This is a genomic window from Actinomadura parmotrematis (assembly GCF_019458805.1).
Taxonomy (GTDB): domain Bacteria; phylum Actinomycetota; class Actinomycetes; order Streptosporangiales; family Streptosporangiaceae; genus Spirillospora; species Spirillospora parmotrematis.
In genome coordinates, this window is record NZ_JAIBOA010000011.1 from 147,979 (window position 1) to 168,589 (window position 20,611).

17 protein-coding genes, 1 tRNA gene and 1 CRISPR repeat array are annotated in these 20,611 nt (G+C 72.8%); of the genes, 9 read left to right on the top strand and 9 right to left on the bottom strand.

The genetic code is table 11. From position 1 onward, the window contains the following. The first annotated feature begins 12 nt into the window (after positions 1–12). Genes casB through cas2e form a run of 6 tightly spaced genes read left to right on the top strand, consistent with a single transcriptional unit; the run spans position 13 to position 4,550 of the window. Positions 13–624: a type I-E CRISPR-associated protein Cse2/CasB gene (gene casB / locus K1Y72_RS18780; protein WP_220167659.1), complete on the top strand. Its 612-nt coding sequence runs from the start codon at positions 13–15 to the stop codon at positions 622–624. Then, positions 624–1,814, top strand: coding sequence for a type I-E CRISPR-associated protein Cas7/Cse4/CasC (gene cas7e / locus K1Y72_RS18785; protein ID WP_220167660.1), 1,191 nt, complete (start codon positions 624–626; stop codon positions 1,812–1,814). Before casB ends, cas7e begins: the two co-directional genes overlap by 1 nt. Then, entirely contained in the window at positions 1,811–2,620 is an 810-nt protein-coding gene (cas5e, locus tag K1Y72_RS18790) for a type I-E CRISPR-associated protein Cas5/CasD (RefSeq protein WP_220167661.1), read from the top strand. Before cas7e ends, cas5e begins: the two co-directional genes overlap by 4 nt. Beyond that, complete coding sequence (gene cas6e, locus K1Y72_RS18795; protein WP_220167662.1) at positions 2,617–3,258, top strand: type I-E CRISPR-associated protein Cas6/Cse3/CasE; 642 nt, start codon at positions 2,617–2,619, stop codon at positions 3,256–3,258. Before cas5e ends, cas6e begins: the two co-directional genes overlap by 4 nt. Continuing rightward, positions 3,255–4,229 (top strand): type I-E CRISPR-associated endonuclease Cas1e, encoded by a 975-nt coding sequence (gene cas1e, locus K1Y72_RS18800; RefSeq protein WP_220167663.1) that lies wholly within the window; start codon positions 3,255–3,257, stop codon positions 4,227–4,229. Before cas6e ends, cas1e begins: the two co-directional genes overlap by 4 nt. A gap of 12 nt (positions 4,230–4,241) precedes the next feature. Continuing rightward, positions 4,242–4,550, top strand: coding sequence for a type I-E CRISPR-associated endoribonuclease Cas2e (gene cas2e / locus K1Y72_RS18805; protein WP_258572773.1), 309 nt, complete (start codon positions 4,242–4,244; stop codon positions 4,548–4,550). 53 nt (positions 4,551–4,603) lie between these two features. Further along, a CRISPR array of direct repeats spans positions 4,604–6,768; the repeat unit is 29 nt; unit sequence CGGACCACCTCCGCTCGCGCGGAGAGAAC. Between the two features lie 569 nt (positions 6,769–7,337). On the opposite strand, the gene K1Y72_RS18810 is transcribed toward cas2e, so the two are convergent. Further along, positions 7,338–7,430: transfer RNA gene (locus K1Y72_RS18810), tRNA-Sec, on the bottom strand. An 86-nt stretch (positions 7,431–7,516) separates the two neighbouring features. Here K1Y72_RS18810 and hutI point away from each other — a divergent pair. Next, on the top strand, positions 7,517–8,683 hold the full coding sequence (gene hutI, locus K1Y72_RS18815) for an imidazolonepropionase (protein ID WP_220167665.1): 1,167 nt from the start codon (positions 7,517–7,519) through the stop codon (positions 8,681–8,683). A 52-nt stretch (positions 8,684–8,735) separates the two neighbouring features. After that, positions 8,736–9,290 (top strand): ferritin-like domain-containing protein, encoded by a 555-nt coding sequence (locus K1Y72_RS18820; RefSeq protein WP_220167666.1) that lies wholly within the window; start codon positions 8,736–8,738, stop codon positions 9,288–9,290. Between the two features lie 133 nt (positions 9,291–9,423). Here the strand turns inward: K1Y72_RS18820 and K1Y72_RS18825 are convergent, their stop codons facing one another. The 4 genes from K1Y72_RS18825 to K1Y72_RS18840 form a co-directional block, all read right to left on the bottom strand. Further along, on the bottom strand, positions 9,424–9,921 hold the full coding sequence (locus tag K1Y72_RS18825; protein WP_220167747.1) for a flavin reductase family protein: 498 nt from the start codon (positions 9,919–9,921) through the stop codon (positions 9,424–9,426). Continuing rightward, positions 9,906–11,609, bottom strand: coding sequence for a signal peptide peptidase SppA (sppA, locus tag K1Y72_RS18830; RefSeq protein ID WP_220167667.1), 1,704 nt, complete (start codon positions 11,607–11,609; stop codon positions 9,906–9,908). The genes K1Y72_RS18825 and sppA overlap by 16 nt, the downstream gene beginning before the upstream one ends. A 28-nt stretch (positions 11,610–11,637) precedes the next feature. Beyond that, positions 11,638–12,108 (bottom strand): PaaI family thioesterase, encoded by a 471-nt coding sequence (locus K1Y72_RS18835; RefSeq protein WP_220167668.1) that lies wholly within the window; start codon positions 12,106–12,108, stop codon positions 11,638–11,640. A 134-nt stretch (positions 12,109–12,242) separates the two neighbouring features. Further along, positions 12,243–13,670: a serine/threonine-protein kinase gene (locus K1Y72_RS18840; RefSeq protein WP_220167669.1), complete on the bottom strand. Its 1,428-nt coding sequence runs from the start codon at positions 13,668–13,670 to the stop codon at positions 12,243–12,245. A gap of 83 nt (positions 13,671–13,753) precedes the next feature. On the opposite strand from K1Y72_RS18840, the gene K1Y72_RS18845 reads away from it, so the two are divergent. Then, the gene (locus K1Y72_RS18845; RefSeq protein WP_220167670.1) at positions 13,754–14,632 is read left to right on the top strand and encodes an NUDIX domain-containing protein; all 879 of its coding nucleotides are present in this window, start codon (positions 13,754–13,756) and stop codon (positions 14,630–14,632) included. Here the strand turns inward: K1Y72_RS18845 and K1Y72_RS18850 are convergent. The 4 genes from K1Y72_RS18850 to K1Y72_RS18865 form a co-directional block, all read right to left on the bottom strand. Beyond that, positions 14,619–14,984 carry an ACT domain-containing protein gene (locus K1Y72_RS18850; protein ID WP_220167671.1) on the bottom strand — a complete coding sequence of 122 codons (366 nt, stop codon included), beginning with the start codon at positions 14,982–14,984 and terminating at the stop codon, positions 14,619–14,621. The two genes, K1Y72_RS18845 and K1Y72_RS18850, sit on opposite strands and share 14 nt — an antisense overlap. 23 nt (positions 14,985–15,007) lie before the next feature. Next, complete coding sequence (glgB, locus tag K1Y72_RS18855; protein WP_220167672.1) at positions 15,008–17,251, bottom strand: 1,4-alpha-glucan branching protein GlgB; 2,244 nt, start codon at positions 17,249–17,251, stop codon at positions 15,008–15,010. 103 nt (positions 17,252–17,354) lie between these two features. Continuing rightward, complete coding sequence (locus tag K1Y72_RS18860) at positions 17,355–18,590, bottom strand: cytochrome P450 (RefSeq protein ID WP_220167748.1); 1,236 nt, start codon at positions 18,588–18,590, stop codon at positions 17,355–17,357. Positions 18,591–18,693: 103 nt separating this feature from the next. Then, positions 18,694–20,106, bottom strand: a complete 1,413-nt coding sequence (locus K1Y72_RS18865; protein ID WP_258572777.1) for a glycoside hydrolase family protein — start codon at positions 20,104–20,106, stop codon at positions 18,694–18,696. Positions 20,107–20,611: the final 505 nt, after the last annotated feature.

A 20,611-nucleotide genomic window follows, 5' to 3' on the forward strand; every position in this document is an offset into this window, starting at 1 on the left:
CGGTAGGCATCCATGACCAGCGAGTCCAGTACCGAGGCGGCGTCGCCCGCCCGGCAGCCCAGCGAGGCCGCCGACTTCATCGCCCTCGTCCACAGGCTGTGCGAGGACCCCGGTAAGCGCGCAGCGCTGCGCAGCGGCCTCGGGCAGCCCATCGACAAGTGCCAGCGCATGCACAAGCTGATCGCCGCATACGTCCCGGCGGGCAGGGACACCGACCGTGAGCGCGCCTACTACGCGATCGCGTCGATGATCGCCTCGCTGCCGCCGCAGGCACGCGGCGCGCAGGACGCGGCGCAGGCCAAGAGCCGCAACTTCGGTGTCTGCCTCGCCGAGGGCGTCGCACGCGGCGTCCTGCGCGAGAGCGCTGCCGAGGCCCGGCTCAACCTGCTCACCAGGCAGAGCACCAAGGGCCTGCACCGGCACCTGCCGGCCGCCGTCCGCGCGCTCGCCGTCCGCCCGGACTCCGTCGACTGGACGCAGCTCCTGCTCGACATCCGCACCTGGGACACCTCCCGCGAGCGGACGGCTCGCCGCTGGCTCCAGGAGTTCTACCGCACCCGCTTCAAGACCGACCAAGCCGCCGCGAAGGCCGGCGACGAACTCGACCCTCCCCAGGAGCCGTGATGACCTCCCTTCCCGGGCGCTTCCTCGAAGTGCACGTGATCCAGCCCGTTCCGTACGCCAACCTCAACCGCGACGACACCAACTCGGTGAAGACCGTCGAGTGGGGCGGCGTCGAGCGCACGCGCGTCAGCAGCCAGTCCTGGAAGCGCGCGATCCGGCTGCACCTGCAGCAGGCGATCGGCCAGGAGGCCCTGCGCACCCGCCGCCTGCCCGAACTCATCGCCGCCGCCCTGACGGACGAGCACGACTGGCCCGCCGACCTGGCCGAGAAGGCCGGCCGGTACGTCAGCATGTCGAGCAGCGTCGGCGCCGAACCGCCCAACAAGAAGAAGGACGACGACGAGAGCGACGGCGAGAAGGCGTGGACGACCGCGGCCATGATCTACGTTCCGGCCGCCGCCGTCGCCGAGCTCGCCCGGCTGGCCATCCGCTACCGCGACGCCCTGGAGCAGGCCAAGCAGCCCACGAAGTTCGAGCGCAAGCACGCCGCCGCCGTCATCCCCACGGCCGAGGTCGACGCGGTCCTGCGCAGCCGCAACGGCATCATCAACCTGTTCGGCCGCATGCTCGCCCAGGTCGACGATGCCCACGTCGACGGCGCCGTCCAGGTCGCGCACTCCTTCACCACCCACGCCACCGACACCGAGATCGACTACTTCAGCGCCGTCGACGACATCACCGCCGACTGGCGGGACACCACTGGCAGCGCCCACATGGGCAACTCCGAGCACAGCGCCGGCGTGCTCTACCGCTACGTCGTCCTGGACCTGGAGGACCTGCACCGCAACCTCGGCGGCGCCCTGGACGACACCGCCCGCCTGAGCGCCGAGCTCGTCCGCGCCACCCTGCTCTCCCTGCCGCAGGCCAAGAAGAACTCCACCGCCCCCAACACCATCCCGCACCTGGCGCACGTGACCATCCGCTCGGGCCGGCCCGTCTCCTACGCCGCCGCCTTCGAGAAGCCGGTGCGCCCGGAGCGCTTCGGCGGCCACGCCGCTCCCTCGGTCGCCGAGCTGGACAGGTACGCGGGCGCCGTCCAGAAGCTGCTCGGCAAGAGCGGGCTCCTCTACAGCGCCTACGCCACCCTGGCGGACGACGAATCGACCAACCTCGGCGAGCGAGTCGACTCCTTCGACGACCTCATCAAGGGCGCGCTCGCCCGAGCGCTGCCCGATGGGGCACGGGCATGAGCACCACCGCCTTCCTGCTGCATCTGAGCGGTCCCATGCAGTCCTGGGGAGAGCGATCCCGGTTCAACGAGCGCGACACCAGCACCGCCCCGACCCGCTCCGGGCTCATCGGACTGATCTCCTCAGCGCTCGGACGCGCGCGGGATCGGCCCATCGGAGAGCTGGCCGCGCTCGGCTTCACCGTGCGGATCGACCGTCCCGGACGGCTCCTCCGCGACTTCCACACCGTCGGCGGAGGAATGCCGCGCTCGCTCACCGTCATCACCGCCGAGGGCAAGCGGCGCAGCTCGGACAAGGCGACCCTGATCTCCGACCGCTACTACCTCGCCGACGCCGCGTTCACCGTGGCCGTCACCGCGCCCGATGCGGGCCTCCTGGACGAGTGCGCTGCCGCGCTGCGCGATCCCGTCTGGCCCCCCTACCTGGGTCGACGCTCATGCCCACCGACCGCGCCCCTGCTGCTGACGACCATCACCGGCGACCCCCTGGAGCAGTTGATCAAACTGCCTCTCGCCCGAGTGAAGCCGAACGGCGAAACCGAATCGGTCCGGGTGGAGTTCCGCAGCGACGCACCGCTGGAACATCCGGAATGGCCGCACCTCCCCGCAGCCGACCAGATCTACACCGAGATCCAGGACGATCCGGTCTCCTTCCTGCCGCACCACCGCCGGTACCAGACCCGGCCCGTCTACAGGCGCCACGAGCAACTGCCAGCGGACCAGTGCGGCGGATACGGCACCGACTACATCGACCGGCTCATCGAACACCTGGGTCCTGCACCGTCCCCCGGGAGCGCCCCCTCATGACCACGGAACTGTTCCTCACCCAGATCGTCCCTGACCTGCGCCACTCCGGAGTCCACGGTGACCTGCGCGACGTCGGGAAGTTGCACCGGCGCATCATGAAGCTGTTCCCGGCCGACCTCGGCGACCAGGCCCGCCTCCAGGCGGCGGTTCTCTTCCGCATCGAAGAAACCCGCAGCGGCACCGGCATCCTCGTGCAGAGCAACCTCAAACCGGATCTGGAGAGGCTGCCCGACACCTACGGCACCGCCCGCAGCAAGACACTGTCCCCCCTGCTGGAAAGCCTGCGGAACGGCGCCACGGTGAACTACCGGATCACCGCCAACGCCACCAGCAAGCTCGGCAAGAACACCACAGCGGGCCGTCCCAAGCAGATCGTCCCCCTCACCGGCCCCGACGCCGACGATTGGTGGCGCCGCCAGGCCGAAGCCGCGGGCCTCGTCCTGCACAGCCTGACGAGCACCCCGCTCGACAGCGCGACCGGCAACCGCCAGGGCGGACGCATGACCCACGTCCGGACCCGCTTCGACGGCACCGCCACCATCACCGACCACCAAGCCCTGCTCACCCGCATCCGTTCCGGCATCGGCCGCGGCAAGGCGTTCGGATGCGGGCTGCTCACCGTGGCCCCCGCCCGATGAGCGCGCGAACACCCCGCAACGCCCGCCAGCGCCTCGCCGCCCCGACCGCCGCCATGCTCCCGCGCATCGGCGATTCCTTGTCGTTCCTGTACGTCGACGTCGCCCGCATCGTCCAGGACGACACCGGCGTCAAGGCGATGTTCCAGATCGGCGACGACGTCCGCCGTGTCGCGCTGCCCACCGCCGCCCTGGGATGTCTGCTGCTCGGCCCCGGCGTCTCCATCACCACCCGCGCGCTGTCCACCTTCGCCCGCCACGGCACCACCGTCGTCTGTACCGGCGCAGCCGGCGTGCGCTGCTATGCCGCCAACGTCCCCGACTCGCTCCCCACCCGCTGGCTCGAAACCCAGGTCCGCGCCTGGGCCGACGACACCACCAGAGCCGAGATCGCCCGCCGCATGTACCTGCAGCGCTTCGGCGACACCGCACCGGCGAACGCCACCGTCGCCCAGCTCCGCGGCCTGGAAGGCCACCGCATGAAGGCCCTCTACCGGACGCTGGCGCAGAGCAACGGCATCAAGCCCTTCAAACGCTCCTACGCCCCCGACGACTGGGACCAGCAGGACCCCGTCAACCGAGCCCTCTCCTCGGCCAGCGCCTGTCTGTACGGCATCACCCACGCCGCCATCAGCACCATCGGCTGCTCACCGGGACTCGGCTTCGTCCACACCGGCACATCGCACTCCTTCGTCTACGACATCGCCGACCTGTACAAAGCCGAACTCACCATCCCCCTCGCCTTCTCCCTCCACGACGCAGCCGACCCCGAAGGCCAAGCCCGCCGCTCCTTCCGCGACGGCCTACGCCTTTTCCGGCTCCTGCCACGCATCGTCGCCGACATCCAAACCCTCCTGGACCCCGACGACGGCACCCGCCGAGAAGACGCCGAAGAGGCCAGCGAGGAACTCGTCGACCTCTGGGATCCCGACTTTGGCAACCTGGCCGGCGGCACCAACTACGGCGGGGAATAACCTATGGCCACGATGACCGTCATCGCCACCACCGCCGTCTCCGACCACCTACGAGGCGCCCTCACCCGCTGGATGACCGAACCCATGCCCGGCCTCTACATCGGCACCCTCTCAGCCCGCGTGCGAACGGAACTCTGGTCAGCCGTAGCCGCATCAATAGGCGACGGCGCGGCCCTCCTGCTCCACCCCGACGCCAACGAACAAGGCTTCACCCTGCACACCGCCGGCGAACGCCGCAGAACCCCCATCGACTTCGACGGCCTCACCCTCATCGCCCTCAACCCAGCCGAACCAATCGACGACGAGACCGAACTCTTTTAACGGCGCTATCAAGCTAAATACCCCGGTCCGGCGAACTCGTCAGGTTCGATAGGCGGACCACCTCCGTCTGCGCGGAGAGAACGAACGAGGTGCCCTGTGTCTGGCGGCCGTCGCCGGACCATCTCCGCCTGCGCGGAGAGAACAGGCCCGCGACACCTGGACCCGGTCCGACCTGCGGACCACCTCCGCCTGCGCGGAGAGAACTGGCCCTTCATCGATGCCGCGATCTCCAGCACCGGATCACCTCCGCCTGCGCGGAGAGAACTACTCCTGTGAGATGTGGGGGTCGTTCGACGTCGGACCACCTCCGCTCGCACGGAGAGAACTTCACGCGCGACGAGGGGATGGACCGCAAGACCGGACCACCTCCGCTCGCGCGGAGAGAACTTCACGCGCGACGAGGGGATGGACCGCAAGACCGGACCACCTCCGCTCGCGCGGAGAGAACCCCGGGGATGAACGGGGGCGGGGGCGTGGTCGCGGACCACCTCCGCTCGCGCGGAGAAAACAACCTGGTCATCCTCGGCGGCGGCGCGATCATCGGACCACCTCCGCTCGCGCGGAGAGAACCGCGATCCGCGCTCGGTAGCGCTCCACGCCCGCGGACCACCTCCGCTCGCGCGGAGAGAACCTCGGCATCGGCTCGTTCACCGGCCAGTACCAGGGACCACCTCCGCTCGCGCGGAGAGAACGTGTAGGTCTTCTCGTGGCGGCCCTTGCGGGTCGGACCACCTCCGCTCGCGCGGAGAGAACATCGGGGAGGTGGGCCGTTCGTGTCGAGCGGGCGGACCACCTCCGCTCGCGCGGAGAGAACGCGGGAGAAGTGCAGCGTTCCGGTGCCCGCCTCGGACCACCTCCGCTCGCGCGGAGAGAACGACTCGTGCAGCAGGCGGTAGACCAGGCGGAGCGGACCACCTCCGCTCGCGCGGAGAGAACCTCGCCGCGACCCTCGACAACTCCGACCGCCGCGGACCACCTCCGCTCGCGCGGAGAGAACCAGGCCGACCTGTTCGGCGACATCCCGTACGGCGGACCACCTCCGCTCGCGCGGAAAGAACTCGCGGGCGCGGGGTCAGGAGTCCGGGCAGGGCGGACCACCTCCGCTCGCGCGGAGAGAACTTGTTGTACGCCCACGTGCCGATATGGGTTGGCGGACCACCTCCGCTCGCGCGGAGAGAACGGGTCGAGAGGTTCCATGAGCGTCTCGTCGAACGGACCACCTCCGCTCGCGCGGAGAGAACCGGTTGCCCCGGAGAGGGGACAGCAACAAACCCGGACCACCTCCGCTCGCGCGGAGAGAACGCCCTCGGGCGGGCCGCCGCAGCGTCCCCGCCCGGACCACCTCCGCTCGCGCGGAGAGAACGATGGGGAAGCCCCGGCGCTACGGCGCCGGGGCGGACCACCTCCGCTCGCGCGGAGAGAACCTCAAGTCGCTGCTCTGGATGGCCATCGGCGCCGGACCACCTCCGCTCGCGCGGAGAGAACGCAGGTGAAGATCGGCCGGTCGGTGACGCGGACGGACCACCTCCGCTCGCGCGGAGAGAACCGCCCGCGCCGTCTCGGCCAGCGCCTTGGCGTCGGACCACCTCCGCTCGCGCGGAGAGAACGATCTAGAAGACGTGACCGATCACTATCACGGCGGACCACCTCCGCTCGCGCGGAGAGAACGGCAGGGACTCCACCGTCACCGGATGGACGGTCGGACCACCTCCGCTCGCGCGGAGAGAACAACTCGTCCATGTCGATCCCCGCCGGATCGTCCGGACCACCTCCGCTCGCGCGGAGAGAACGACGCCGAGTTGTTGACCGTCTCCGTCGCGGTCGGACCACCTCCGCTCGCGCGGAGAGAACCTACCGGCGAATGAGCGCAAGGTACACATCACCGGACCACCTCCGCTCGCGCGGAGAGAACCACTACTACCGCTGTGAGCCCATCGAATCCGGTGGACCACCTCCGCTCGCGCGGAGAGAACGCCCGTACAGTGAGCCGCACATTCCAGGCGTACGGACCACCTCCGCTCGCGCGGAGAGAACTTCCTATGTGACTATGCGGCTCGGGCACACGCCGGACCACCTCCGCTCGCGCGGAGAGAACCCTCGATCCTCACTCGGGAACCTCGCTGTAGACCGGACCACCTCCGCTCGCGCGGAGAGAACCCGGTGAGTATGGAAAGAATGCCCTTCCAATGCGGACCACCTCCGCTCGCGCGGAGAGAACACTTCGCGACCTGCACTTATAGGAGTGCGTTACCAATTTGAGACCATATTGGCGGGCGGCGTGTTCTGGTCGTGTCGCCACTTTAGATCGTTGAGAGGCAGATAGAGACCAGTCGCTGACCATGGGAGGTCAGGGGCTGTGGACTGGCCGACCTTGGCACTGGAAGCAGCCGGCCTCGACGTCAAGATCGTCTCCGATCAGTTCGGTCGCTCGACGACGACCATCACGCGCGACCTGTACGCGCACGTTCGCAAGGTCGACCAGGGCAACGTCGCGGAACGGATCATCGCCCTTCTCGAAGGAGCGGACGGAAGGGCCGAAGGAGCCTGGCGCTTCGCAAGAGCATCGTTCGCTGGACCGGTTCGGGGACGGGGAAGATCGCATGGCGGTGTCCGGGGTTCGGTATGCACTGCCTGCCGAAGACGTGATCAGTCCTTCAGGGGAGGGGTGCGAGAGGTCATCTCGGACGCGATCACGGCGAGGTGTTCCCATATTGTTCCCATCGCGGTGTCCAGGTGGGGTCCTGGCGTCGTGGGGAGAGGTGGGGGAGGGGGTGAAAGCCCTGGTAGCGGAGGCGAGCGGGAATCGAACCCGCCGTCCCGAGGTGCTCGGGACCATCGGTTTTGAAGACCGGGAGGGCCACCAGGCACCCTGTCGCCTCCGGGGCGGACGATACACGTCTCGGGTGTGAGACGGAGGCGGTGCGGCGGGGGCCGGGCGGCGGTGGTGCGGGTGCCATTCTGGGCGGGTGAGCACCGTCATCAGGAACATCGGGGAACTGGTCACCAACGAGCCCGGCTTCGGGGAGGGCGTGCTCGGGGTGCGGCGGGACGCCGCGCTGGTGATCGACGGCGGCGCGGTCGTCTGGGCCGGGGACGCCGCGGCCGCGCCGGACGCCGACGAGGTCTACGACGCGGGGGGCCGGGCCGTGCTGCCCGGGTTCGTGGACTCGCACGCGCACCTGGTGTTCGCGGGGGAGCGGGCCGAGGAGTTCGCCGCGCGGATGAGCGGCGAGCCCTACGCCGCCGGCGGCATCCGCACGACCGTCGCGCGGACGCGGGCGGCGGGCGACGACGAGCTGCGCGCGAACGTGCGGCGGCTCGTCGCGGAGATGGTGCGGCAGGGGACGACCACCGTCGAGTGCAAGTCCGGCTACGGGCTCACCGTGGACGACGAGGAGCGCGCCGTCCGGATCGCGTCGGAGGAGGCCGACGAGGTCACCTTCCTCGGCGCGCACGTCGTGCCCGCCGAGTACGCGGACCGGCCGGGGGAGTACGTGCGGCTCGTCTCGACCGACATGCTGGCCAGGTGCGCGCCCTACGCGACGTGGATCGACGTGTTCTGCGAGCGCGGCGCGTTCGACGCCGACCAGGCCCGCGAGGTGCTGGAGGCCGGGGTCCGGGCCGGGCTGACGCCGCGCGTGCATGCGAACCAGCTCGGCGAAGGCCCCGGGGTGCGGCTCGCGGTGGAGCTCGGCGCCGCGTCCGCCGACCACTGCACCTTCCTGAGCGACGCCGACGTGGACGCGCTCGCCGGATCGGAGACGGTCGCGACGCTGCTGCCCGGCGTGGAGTTCTCCACCCGGCAGCCCTACCCGGACGCGCGGCGGCTGCTGGACGCGGGTGCCGCCGTCGCGCTCGCCAGCGACTGCAACCCCGGCTCCTGCTACACCTCCAGCATGGCGTTCTGCATCGCGGTGGCCGTCCGGGACATGCGGATGACGCCCGCCGAGGCGGTGTGGGCGGCGACGGCGGGCGGCGCCCGCGCGCTCCGGCGGACCGACGTCGGGCGGCTCGGCGCGGGGGCCCGCGCGGACGTGCTGGTGCTGGACGCGCCCTCGCACGTGCACCTCGCCTACCGGCCCGGCGTGCCGCAGGTGGCGGCCGTGTGGAAGGCGGGGAAAAGGGAAGTGTGAACGTCGGCAGACCCGGGCACCGGACTCCTGCACAGCCGAGGGAGAGGCAGACATGGCCGAATTTCTTACCGATATCGAGACGATCCGGGCGCGCGCCCGCCAGGAGATCGACAAGGGGCCGATCACCGAGGCGTACGGCGCGGACCTGGAGCGGGTGATCCAGGTCTGCAACGAGGCGCTGGCGACCGAGCTGGTCTGCGTGCTGCGCTACAAGCGGCACTACTACACCGCGACGGGCATCCACTCCGAGGCCGTCGCGGCCGAGTTCCTGGAGCACGCCGGCGAGGAGCAGGAGCACGCCGACAAGCTGGCGACGCGCATCGCCCAGCTCGGCGGCGAACCCGACTTCGACCCCGACACGCTGACGACCCGCTCGCACGCGCAGTACCACGCGGGCACCGACCTGGTGGAGATGATCAAGGAGGACCTGATCGCCGAGCGCATCGCGATCGCCTCCTACACCGAGATCGTCCAGTGGCTCGGCGACAAGGACCCGACGACCAAGCGCGTCTTCGAGGACCTCCTCGCCCAGGAGGAGGAGCACGCCGACGACCTCCGCGGCCTCCTGGAGCGCCTCCCCAAGGACCTCGCCGCCCAGGAGCGGTAGGGCGGCCCAGGACGGGGGGCCGACCTCCGGCTCCGCCCGGCCGAGCCGGATCCCGAACGGCGGCGTCGCGGTCCCGGTGCGCGATACCGATCTTGGTGTAGCGCGGCTCCCCGTCCAGCAGGCGCAAGGCCGCTCACGCCGTCCCGAGATAGCGGCGGTTCACCCTGATCAGGGGGTCGCGGGCGCGGGCGATGTAGTCGGCGGCCTCGACCTCGGCGACGAAGAGGGTGTGGTGGCCGGCCTCGATGCGCTGCCGGGTGCGGCACTCCAGCGCGGCGAGGCCGGTGTCGGGGACCAGGGCGTCCGAGCGCGGGCCGCGGTGGTGCGGCTCGGACGCCAGGAGCAGCCGCGCGGACGGGCGGCCCTCGGCGGCGAAGCGGCCCGCCAGGGCCTTCTGCCCGGCGCTGAGGACGGTCGCCGCCCACCGGTCCTGCCGCGACAGCACCTCGCTCAGGTACGACGAGGTCGCGACGCCCGCCAGCACGAGCGGCGGGTCCAGCGACACCGACATGAACGAGGTGACGGTCGTGCCGAGGTCGTCGCGGCCGTCGCGGACGGTCAGCACCACGACGCCCGTCGCGAACCCGGCGACGGCGTCGGTGAAGTCGGCGCCGGTCAGCGGATCTCCCAGGTCCCGGGCAGCGTCAGCGGACCGGCGGCGGGCAGGCCGAGGCGGGCGGCGACGCCGCCGAGCGAGCCCCAGCCGTCGAAGCGCGCCGCCGCGGCGGTGCGGTCCTCGCTGGAGTCGGGCGGGCGGAGCCGGTCGAGCGGCGAGGAGTGCGGGAACGAGCGGACGGGCGCGTCCGCGGGCAGCCCCGCCCGCTTGCGGGCGAGATCGAGGGCGGTGTCCAGGCCGCCGAGCTCGTCCACCAGGCCGTTGTCCCTGGCGTCGGCGCCGGTCCAGACGCGGCCCCGGGCCAGGTCGTGGACGCGCTCGCGGGTCAGCCCGCGCCCCTCGGCGACCTTGGCGGTGAACTGGTCGTAGACGGCGTCCAGGGACGCGTCGATGCGCTCCCACTCGGACTCGGTGAAGTCCTCGGTGACGGAGAACATGCGGGCGTGCCGGCCGTCGGCGACGTGCCCGAGGCCGACGCCGAGCCGGTCCAGGAGGCCGGTCACCACGGGCTTGCCGATGACGACGCCGATCGACCCGGTGATCGTGCCGGGCTGCGCGACGATCGTGTCCGCGCCCATCGCGACGTAGTAGCCGCCGGACGCCGCGACGTTGCCCATCGATACGATCACGGGCTTGCCGGCCTCGCGGGCGAGGGCGACCTCCCGCCAGATCGCGTCGGAGGCGACGGCGGATCCGCCGGGGCTGCTCACCCGGAACACGATCGCCTTCACCCGCTCGTCGCGGACGGCCGCGCGGAACGCCGCGCCGATCGTGTCGGAGCCCATCGCGGGGCCCTGCGACGGCAGCGGGCCGCCGCGGCCGCTGCGGCCGAGGCGGATCGCGCCGAGCCCGGTGATCAGGGCGACGCCGTCGTGCTTGCCGGGGGTCGGGAGCCGCTTCGCGAGCCCGGTCGCGCGGGCGTAGCGGGTGACGAACCGCAGCTGCGCCTCGGCGCCGAACCGCTCGCGCAGGTCGGCGTACACCTGGTCGCGGTAGCCGAGCCGGTCGACCAGGCCCTCGTCCAGGGCCTCGCCGGCCAGCAGCGGGCCGCGGTCGGTGAGGTCGCGGACCTTGTCCTCGGGCAGGCCGCGGGCGGCGGCGATGCCGGCGGTGAGCTGCTCGCCGAGCGAGTCGACGAGGCGCTGCGACGACTCCAGGTGCTCGGGCGTGTAGCCGGTCTCCATGAACGTGTTCGCCATGGTCTTGTACTCGTGCCGCTTGGCGAAGCGCGGCTGCACGCCGGCCTTCTCCAGGGCGCCGGCGAGGAACGGCTCCTCCAGCGCGACGCCGGTGAGGCCCACCTCGCCGGACGGCTGCAGCCAGACCGTGTCGAAGGCGGTGGCCAGGTAGTAGGGGACCGAGCCGCGGCCGCCCTCGCCGAAGGTCTCCGCCCAGGCGACGGTGTGCTTGCCGGCGGCGCGGACGGCGGTGACGGCCTCGCGCAGCTCCTGCGCCAGGGCGAGCGGCACCCCGCCGGCGATCTTGACGACGAGGGCGCGCACCCGGGCGTCCGAGCGGGCCCGCCGCAGGCCGTCCAGGACGTCGCGCAGGTGGGTGCGGCGCAGGGACAGCAGCGCCGACACCGGGTCGGCGGGCGGGGCCTCCGCGAGCCCGTCGGCGAGGTCGAGTTCCAGGATCAGCGGCGCGGCGCGGCGCCCGCGCGCCTGCTTGATGACGTTGACGACGGAGCCAGGATCCACCATGGACCCAGCCTATGCGCTGCCTTGACGATCAGCGTGCGAAGGCCTTGTTGGGCAGCACGCCGGCGTTGGCCTGCGCGACCGGTCGGCCCTCGGCGTCCGCCAGGACGGCGGTGCAGACCATCCGGGTGCGGCCGGGGTGCACGCAGACGCCGGACACCGTGTAGGTGCGGCCGGCCTGCACGGGCCGCAGGTAGTCGATGTTGAGGTTCAGCGTCAGCATCGGCATGAAGTGCTCGCAGGTGCTGGTGCCCGCCAGGCACACCGCATTGTCGAGGATCATGGCGATGTAGCCGCCGTGCACGATGCCGCCGGGGTTGCAGAGCCGCTCGTCGGGCGTCCAGGACAGCTCGATCCGGCCCGGCACCGCCGACACCATGACCTGGCCGATGTGGTCGTTGATGTCGGAGATCTGCGGGAAGCGGCCGTCGGCGATGGCCTGGATCAGCTCGGCCCCCGACAGGGTGTTCCACAGGTCGGCGGCCTCGGCCTCCGCGCTCATCGGGCCTTCCTCTCGCAGACGGTGCTCCGCCGAATGGTATTCGGCGCGGGCCGGGCGCGGCGATGTGCCGTTGGTCACCGGACGGGCCGCCGCACGGGCCGCCGCACGGGCCGCCGCACGGGTCACCGCACGGGTCAGGTCTTGCGCAGGTCGCCCGTGGTGTCGCCGGTCCCGGCGCCGCCCGAGGAGTAGGCCAGGCCGCCGCCCGAGCGCGTCAGCGTCACCTCGCCGGGGACGCAGAAGCCGCCGGAGCCGGCCGCGCTGCCGCCGAGCTCGCGCAGCGTCAGCACGTCCCCCGAGATCTCGGTGACCTGGGTGTCGAACGCGCAGTTCCAGCCCTCGTAGGAGACGTGCCCCCTGGACTCGCCCTCCTTCAGCGTCAGCGTCACCGGCGTCCGCACGCTGTCGGACGAGGTGAGGCCGCCCTCCTGCACGATCGTGCCCTTCCAGGTGCCCGCGAAGGCCGCCGGGACCACCGTCCCGGACGGCGCCGAAGACGACGCGGACGCCGACGCCGACGCCGACGCAGCCGAGGCGGACGGCGGGCCGCTCGCCGCCACCGGCGGCGCGTCCGGGGACACGAGCCGCGACGCCAGCCACACCCCCGCCGCGACCACCAGGACGGCCGCGGCCGCCGCGACCGCGACCACCGCCGTCCGGCGGCGGCGGGGAGGCGCCGCGTCCGCCGCCACCGTCGGGGCGGCGCCGCCGAGCGGGCCGGTCGCCTCCGCGCCCGTCCACGGCTGCGGGAGCGGCTGCGACGGGGTGGCGTTCAGGTCGACCAGCCGCATCATCAGGTCCCGCGCCGTCGGCCGCCGCCGCGGGTCCTTGTCCAGGCACTCGGCGAGCAGCCCGGCGAGCGCGGGCGGCACCCCCGCGAGGTCGGGCGGCCCGTGCGCGATCCGGTTCATGAGGGCGGGCAGCGACGGCCCCGACCCGAACGGGGGCCGCCCGGTCGCGGCGTAGACCATCGTCCCGGCCCAGGCGAACACGTCGGACGCGGGCGTCGGCGGCCGCCCGGCGAGCCACTCGGGCGCGAAGTAGGCGGGCGTCCCGACCATCTGCGTGTGCGTCTCGGCGTCGATGGAGCGGGCGATGCCGAAGTCGACGACGCGCGGCCCGTCGGAGCCGAGCAGGACGTTGGCGGGCTTGAAGTCGCGGTGCACGATCCCGGCGGCGTGGATCGCCGCGAGCGCCGTCGCGGTGCTGTTGGCGAGCCGCCGCAGCCCGCCGCCGCTCAGCGGGCCGCGCTCGCGGACCCGCTCGGCGAGCGAGGGCCCGTCGATGTACTCGCTCACCACGTACGGCTCGCGGCCGTCCACCGAGACGTCCCGGACGGCGGCGGTGCAGAACTCGTCGACCTGCCGCGCCGCCGCCATCTCCCGCGCGAACCGGGCCCGCGCGGACGCGTCCGCGTGCTTCAGCACCTTGATCGCGACCTGCTCGCCGGTCGCGTCGGCGCCGAGGTACACCACCCCCTGGCCGCCCTCGCCGAGGCGCGCGAGCACCCGGTAGCGGCCGATGGAGCGCGGGTCGGACGGGTCGAGCGGGTCGTGCGGCATGGGCGCCCCTCGGCGTAGCTGGTGCCATCCCCCCGGACGTGGAACCCACCGTACAGAGAACGCCGCCCGATATCGTCGCGCTCATGGGTGACGGAGACGGCTGGGCCGAGTGCGGCCAGGGGCACACGCACTGGGGCCGCTACGGGGCGTCCGGGCTGCTGCCGTTCCACCGGGACGGCGCCGGGGTCCTGCACGTGCTGCTCCAGCAGCGCGCCTGGTGGGGCCTCGGCGGCGGCACGTGGGGGATGTTCGGCGGCGCCACGCACAGCCACGAGGACCCCGTCACCGGCGCGCTCCGCGAGACCGAGGAGGAGTGCACCCTCGACACCTCCGCCGTCCGCGTCCTCGGCGCGCGCACCGAGGACCACGGCGGCTGGGCGTTCACCTCGGTCGTCGGCGCCGTGGACGCGATGCCGCCGGTCCGCGCCGCGTCCCGGGAGACCCGCCGCGCCGCGTGGGTCGCCGCCGACCGCGTCGCCGGGTACAAGCTGTTCGCGCCGTTCGAGCGGACGTGGCCGGCGCTCCGCGAGGGCCTCGTCCGGATCGTGCTGATCGTGGACGCCGCGAACGTCGTCGGCGCCCGCGCCGACGGCTGGTGGAAGGACCGCGCGGGCGCCAACGCCCGCCTGCGCGACGACCTCGCCGCCCTCGGCGACGGCGTCGGCGGCGTGCCCGGCTCGCCGTTCGACCGGACCTTCCCCGACACCGTCCTCGTCGTCGAGGGCGCCGCGCGCGGCGTCGCGGACGAGCCGGCGGACGGCCTGCGGGTGGTCGCCGCGCCCGGCAGCGGCGACGACCTCATCGCCGAGCTCGCCGGTCTGGACGAGCCCGACACCCGCCGCGTCGTCGTCACCGCCGACCGCGGGCTGCGCGCGCGCTGCGAGGCCGCCGGGGCGTCCGTCACGGGCCCGCGCTGGCTGCTGGACCGGCTGCCGCGACGCGGCCCCGTCAGCTCTGGCTGACCCGGTGCCCCGCGGCCTTCAGCGCGGCGGAGGCGTCCGGGACGCGCGGCGACGGCACCAGCACCAGGTCGGCGTGGTAGGTGGAGGCGACGAACACCGGCACGCCCGCCTCGGCGAGCGGCGCGACGACCGCGGCGAGCACGCCCGGCTGGTCGAGGCCGTGCGCGGCGTCGCCGTAGAAGCCCGTCCAGCGCGTCGCCCCGCCGAACGGCGGCGCGTCCCGGACGACCGTCAGGCCCTCCGGGGCGCGCACCAGCGCGATCCACTCGTCGTCCTCGGGCAGCGTGGCGTGCGGCAGGTGCTCCACCACGAACTCCGACGGGACGATGCGCAGGTGCTGCGGGACGCTCATCCCGCCACCCTAGACGCCGCCGCTCACCCCTCGGGGACGAGCCAGAGCGCCCCGAGCGGCGGGACGCGCAGCACCGCCGACGCGGGCAGCCCGTGCCAGGGCTCGGCCACCGCCTCGACCGCGCCGAGGTTGCCGACGCCGCTGCCGCCGTAGTCGAACGCGTCGGTGTTCAGCACCTCGCGCCAGCGGCCCCCGCTCGGCAGCCCCACCCGGTACTCCTCGTGCGGCGTCCCGGAGAAGTTGACGACGCACGCCAGCACCGGCGGCTCGGCGACGTCGCCGGCGGTCGGCTCCGCCCCGTACCGCAGGTACGACAGGACGTTGCCGCCCGCGTCGTTGGCGTCGATCCAGCGGAACCCCTCCGGATCGTTGTCGCGCGTCCAGAGCGCGGGCTCGGCCCGGTAGGCGGCGTTCAGGTCGCGGACCATGCGCTGCAGCCCGAGGTGGTGCGCGCCCTCGGCGGCGTCGTTCAGCAGCCACCAGTCGAGCGGCCGCGACTCGGCCCACTCGGCGCCCTGCCCGAACTCCCCGCCCATGAACAGCAGCTGCTTGCCCGGATGCGACCACATGTAGGCGTACAGGGCGCGCAGTCCCGCGAACTTCTGCCAGGCGTCGCCGGGCATCTTGCCGAGCAGCGACCCCTTCAGGTGCACGACCTCGTCGTGCGACAGCGGCAGCACGTAGTTCTCCGAGAACGCGTACACCAGCGAGAACGTCAGCTCGCCGTGGTGGTAGTTGCGGAACAGCGGCTCGTGCTGGAGGTAGTTGAGGGTGTCGTGCATCCACCCCATGTTCCACTTGAACCCGAAGCCGAGGCCGCCGAGGTGCGTCGGCCGCGTCACGCCCGGCCAGGCGGTGGACTCCTCGGCGATCGTCATGACGCCGGGGCTGCGCTTGTAGACGGTGGCGTTCATCTCCTGGAGGAAGGAGATCGCCTCCAGGTTCTCGCGGCCGCCGTAGACGTTCGGCGTCCACTGCCCGTCCTCGCGCGAGTAGTCCAGGTAGAGCATCGACGCGACGGCGTCCACGCGCAGCCCGTCGACGTGGAACTCCTCCAGCCAGTAGGAGGCGTTCGCGACCAGGAAGTTGCGGACCTCCGAGCGGCCGAAGTTGAACACCAGCGTGCCCCAGTCGGGGTGCTCGCCGCGCGTCGGGTCGCCGTGCTCGTACAGCGCCGTCCCGTCGAACCGGGCGAGCGCCCACTCGTCCTTGGGGAAGTGCGCGGGCACCCAGTCGACGATGACGCCGACGCCGGCCTGGTGCAGCCGGTCGACCAGGTACCGGAAGTCGTCGGGGTCGCCGAACCGCGACGTCGGCGCGTAGTACGACGTCACCTGGTAGCCCCACGACGGGCCGTAGGGGTGCTCGGCGACCGGCAGGAACTCCACGTGCGTGAAGCCCATGTCGACGGCGTAGGCGCTCAGCTCGTCCGCCAGCTCGCGGTAGCCGAGGCCGGGCCGCCACGACCCGAGGTGCACCTCGTACACGCTCATCGGCTCGTGCACCCAGGAGCGGTCCTTGCGGCGGTCCATCCAGTCGCCGTCGGCCCACTCGTGCCGGGAGGTGAACACCCGCGACGCCGTCTTCGGCGGCACCTCGGTGTACTGCGCCATCGGGTCGGCCTTGGTGCGCCACACCCCGTCCGCGCCGAGGATCTCGAACTTGTAGGCGGTGCCGTCGCCGGTGCCGGGCACGAACAGCTCCCACACGCCGCTGGAGCCGAGCGAGCGCATCGGGTGCGCGCGGCCGTCCCAGTGGTTGAAGTCGCCGACGGCGCGCACCCCGCGCGCGGTCGGCGCCCACACCGCGAGCGCCACGCCCTCGGTCGGGCCGAACGCCGACGCGTAGCCGCGCACCCGGGCGCCGAGCGCCCGCCACAGCTCCTCGTGCCGGCCCTCGCCGATCAGGTGCAGGTCCAGCTCGCCGAGCGTCGGCAGGTGCCGGTAGGGGTCGTCCTGGACGGTCTCGGCGCCGTCGCCGTAGGTCACCGCCAGCCGGTAGTCGGCGGTGGCGAGCGGCGCCTCGCCGGGCGCGTCCCCGGCCAGGGAGGCGCCCTCGGGCAGCGTCACCTCGAACACGCCCTCGTGGACGTGCCGCATCCGGTGCCGCGACCCGTCCGGCAGCACCGCCTCGACGCGCTCGGCGAGCGGGCGGAGCGCCCGCACCACCACGCCGTCGCGGTCGGGGTGCGCCCCGAGGACCGAATGCGGGTCATGGTGGTCGCCGCCGACCAGCCGGTCGATCTCAGCGCGCGTCACCCGTGCCATGGATGCATGGCCTCCTTGTGCGGGGGTCCGGACCTGTGTGCCAGTGCTGTATCACTGCCCCGAGATCCGGTCATATCACCTGCCCCGGCCCGATGAGACGCAGCTATCTCCGATAAGAGAACCCCAGCCCGGTGATGCCGTTGTCGAAGCTGGACAGCAGGTACTCCGGCTCGCCCTCGGCGCGCAGGCCCGGAAGGCGGTCGAACAGCTCCCGGAACATGATCTTCAGTTCCATCCGGGCCAGGTTCGCGCCGAGGCAGAGGTGCGGGCCCGGCCCGCCGAAACCGACGTGGGGGTTGGGGGAGCGGGCGATGTCGAAGGCGTCGGGGTCGGCGAAGACCTCGGGGTCGCGGTTGGCGGCCGGGTAGAACAGCACGACCTTGTCGCCGGCGACGAGGGTGCGGCCGCCGATCTCGACGTCCGCGGTCACCGTCCGGCGGAACTGGATGATCGGCGACACGTAGCGGACGATCTCCTCGATGGCCAGGCCGATCCGCGCGTCGTAGTCGGCGAGCAGCTCCTCCCGCTGCTCTGGGTGGTCGGTGAGCAGCTTCAGGCCGTGCGCGAGGGCGTTGCGGGTCGTCTCGTTGCCCGCGACGAGCAGCAGGTCGAAGAACGAGCCGAGCTCGCGCACCGACAGCCGCTCCCCGTCGGGGTTGGCGTTGACCAGCGCCGACACCAGGTCGTCGGCGGGGTTCGCGCGGCGCGCCTCGCCGAGGCGGGCGACGAGCCGGTGCAGGTCGACGATGGCCCGCAGGTTGCCGTACAGCAGCCGCATCGTGCGGGGGCTGGCGAGCGAGCCGCGCACCCCCGAGTACTCGGTCATCGCGTCGATGCGCGACAGCACGTAGGGGCGGGTCCGCTCGGGGATCCCCATCATCGCGCAGATGACGTTGATGGGCAGCCGCGCCGCGACCTGGGCGACGAAGTCGCGCGGCCCCTCGGCCAGGACCTCGTCGACGATGCGCGCGGCCGTCGCCCGGACGTCGTCCTCGATGCGGGCGAGCATCTTGGGGGTGAAGGCGCGGAACACGATGCGGCGGAGCCGCGCGTGCCGCGGGTCGTCCATGTTCACCATCGGGGTGCCGAACACGGCGGCGAGCCACGGCGGCGGTTCGGGCGACGTCGCGGCGGGCTCGCTGGAGAACACCTTGGCGTCGCGGCTCGCCGCGACCACGTCGGCGTGCCGTACCAGCGCGTAGAAGCCCTTGCCGGAACGGACGAGCGGGACGCGCGGCTCGGGGAAGTGGACGGGCACGCCGTGGCCGCGCAGCCGCGCGAAGTCGGCGAGGCGCTCGGCGGGCGGGCGGTCCCAGAAGTCCATGCCGGCCAGATTCATGCGGGCCGGGTCGATGCCGGCCGGGCCGGAGGGCGGCGCCGAGTTGACGGCCACGGTCTCTCTCCTCGGGTAGGTCGTGCGTTTCGGGGGACGGGCGGGCGCGTCAGCGGGCCGCCCACTTGACCTCGTAGGGGGCGAGCGTCAGCGTCGCGCCGTCGATCCGCGCGGACGCCGCCTGCGCGCTCGTGTTGACGGCGACCATCCGGTGCGGCTGCGCCAGCACCCGCACCGCCGGGTTGGACGACCTCGCCCGCACCAGCGGCGTGCCCGGCGGGAACCACCGGCCGAACGACTGCAGGTTCTGCAGGGTCGGCGTGCCGCCGCCGCCGTGCGCGCTGCCGTACCAGAGGCAGCCCGCGCAGTCGTTCGCGTCGGCGCCCTGCGGGTTCCAGTAGAAGGCGCTGGACGCGCCGCCCTCGATGAACTCCATCATCGCGACGGCCTGCACGGCGCCGCGGTGCTCGTCGGTCCAGCCCGACGCGGCCGGCTCGACGTACCACTCCGCCCACCAGACGGGCAGCCCGCCGTCCAGGCCGCGCAGCCAGCGGGTGGCGTCGGAGAACTTGCGGAGCGCGGTGAACTCGTCGACGCGGGCGCCCGGCTGCTGCGGCAGCGACGCGCCGTCCACGGCCAGGAAGTCGGCGCCCTTCTTGTGGGCGTACCAGTACTTGAGGGCGTCGAGGTCGCGCTGGTCCATCGACCCCCAGGGGCCGGCGAGCTCGGACGGCGGGCCGCTCGACTGGACGCCGGGCGCGCTGCTGTTCAGCACCATGTAGGGGCCGCCGACCCTGATGTCGGAGTCGACCTTCTTCAGCGCCGCGTACACCTTGTTGTACAGGTCGGTGTAGCCCTCGTAGTCCCAGCGGTTGGCGGCCTGGTTCCAGAAGCCCTTGAACTCGTTCCAGACGGCGTAGTAGCGCACGTCGGGGTAGCGGCGGGCGACCTCGGCGGCGAGCGCGGCGAAGTCGTCGAAGTGCGCCCGGTCGACCGGCTTCTCCAGCTTCGACCAGTCGGTGGTGCCGGGCGCGCCGCCCTTCATCCAGTCGGGCGAGCAGCAGAGCGTCACGACCGGGACGCCCCGGGTCTGCCGGACCGCCTGCATGCGGCGGTCGAGGGTGCCCCAGTTGTAGCCGCCCTTGCGCGGCTCGGGGTTGTCCACGCCCCAGCCCATGATCGGGACGGCCTGCGGGACGGGCTGCGACCCGATGTCGGCGAGCGCCTGCGCCGGCCCGCTCCGCGGGTCGACCGAGTTCTGGGTGTGGGTGAAGCCCCACGCGGGCCAGCCCGCGGGCGCGCCGGGCGCGACCCGGGAGGCGGGCGCGGCGGGCGCGGCCGCGGGCGCGCCGCCGCCGGGGAGCCGGCCGGTGACGGCGAGGACGGTGAGCGAGGTCAGCACTCCCGCGAGGGCCGCGACGAGGGCGACGAGGAACAGGCGCCGGTGCGGGCGCCCGTGCCGGCCGTGCCGGTTGCCGAACAGGGACGCCCGTTCGGGCTTCGCGCGCTGCTGGACTTCCAAGAGGGGCCTCCTGTGCGGGGCCTGCACGGACCGCCCGGCGAAAGCCGGACATGTGCTTAGAGCGCCGCCGCGACGGGCGGGTTCACCTGCGCCGACGCCCCCCGGACCGCAACGCGGCCACATCTGCCTCACCCCGGGGCGCGGGCGGCGCCGCAGCCGCTGGCCGCGCGCGCGTCTCACCGAGCGTCACGCAATAAGGGCCATCCGTGACCGGTTTTCCGGACGGTGTGCGGGCGCCCGGAATGGGGCTGAGATCGCGTTCGTCCTGGTGGACGGCCGGGGCCCGGGGCCGGGGGCGCGGCGCCGTCCGCGACCGTGCCCGCCGCCGCACCGGGCAGGGGTCGCCCGGTGCGGCGGCGGCCGCGATTGCGACCGCACGGGCGGGCACGACTCTTCGCCAGGGGTCGCGCCGACTGTGCCCGCCCGTGCGGTCACGTCTCTCTGTCCGGAGCGGTCAGGGTGACCCCGCCGACCCCAGATCCAGTCCTGTGTCACCTGGGCGCCA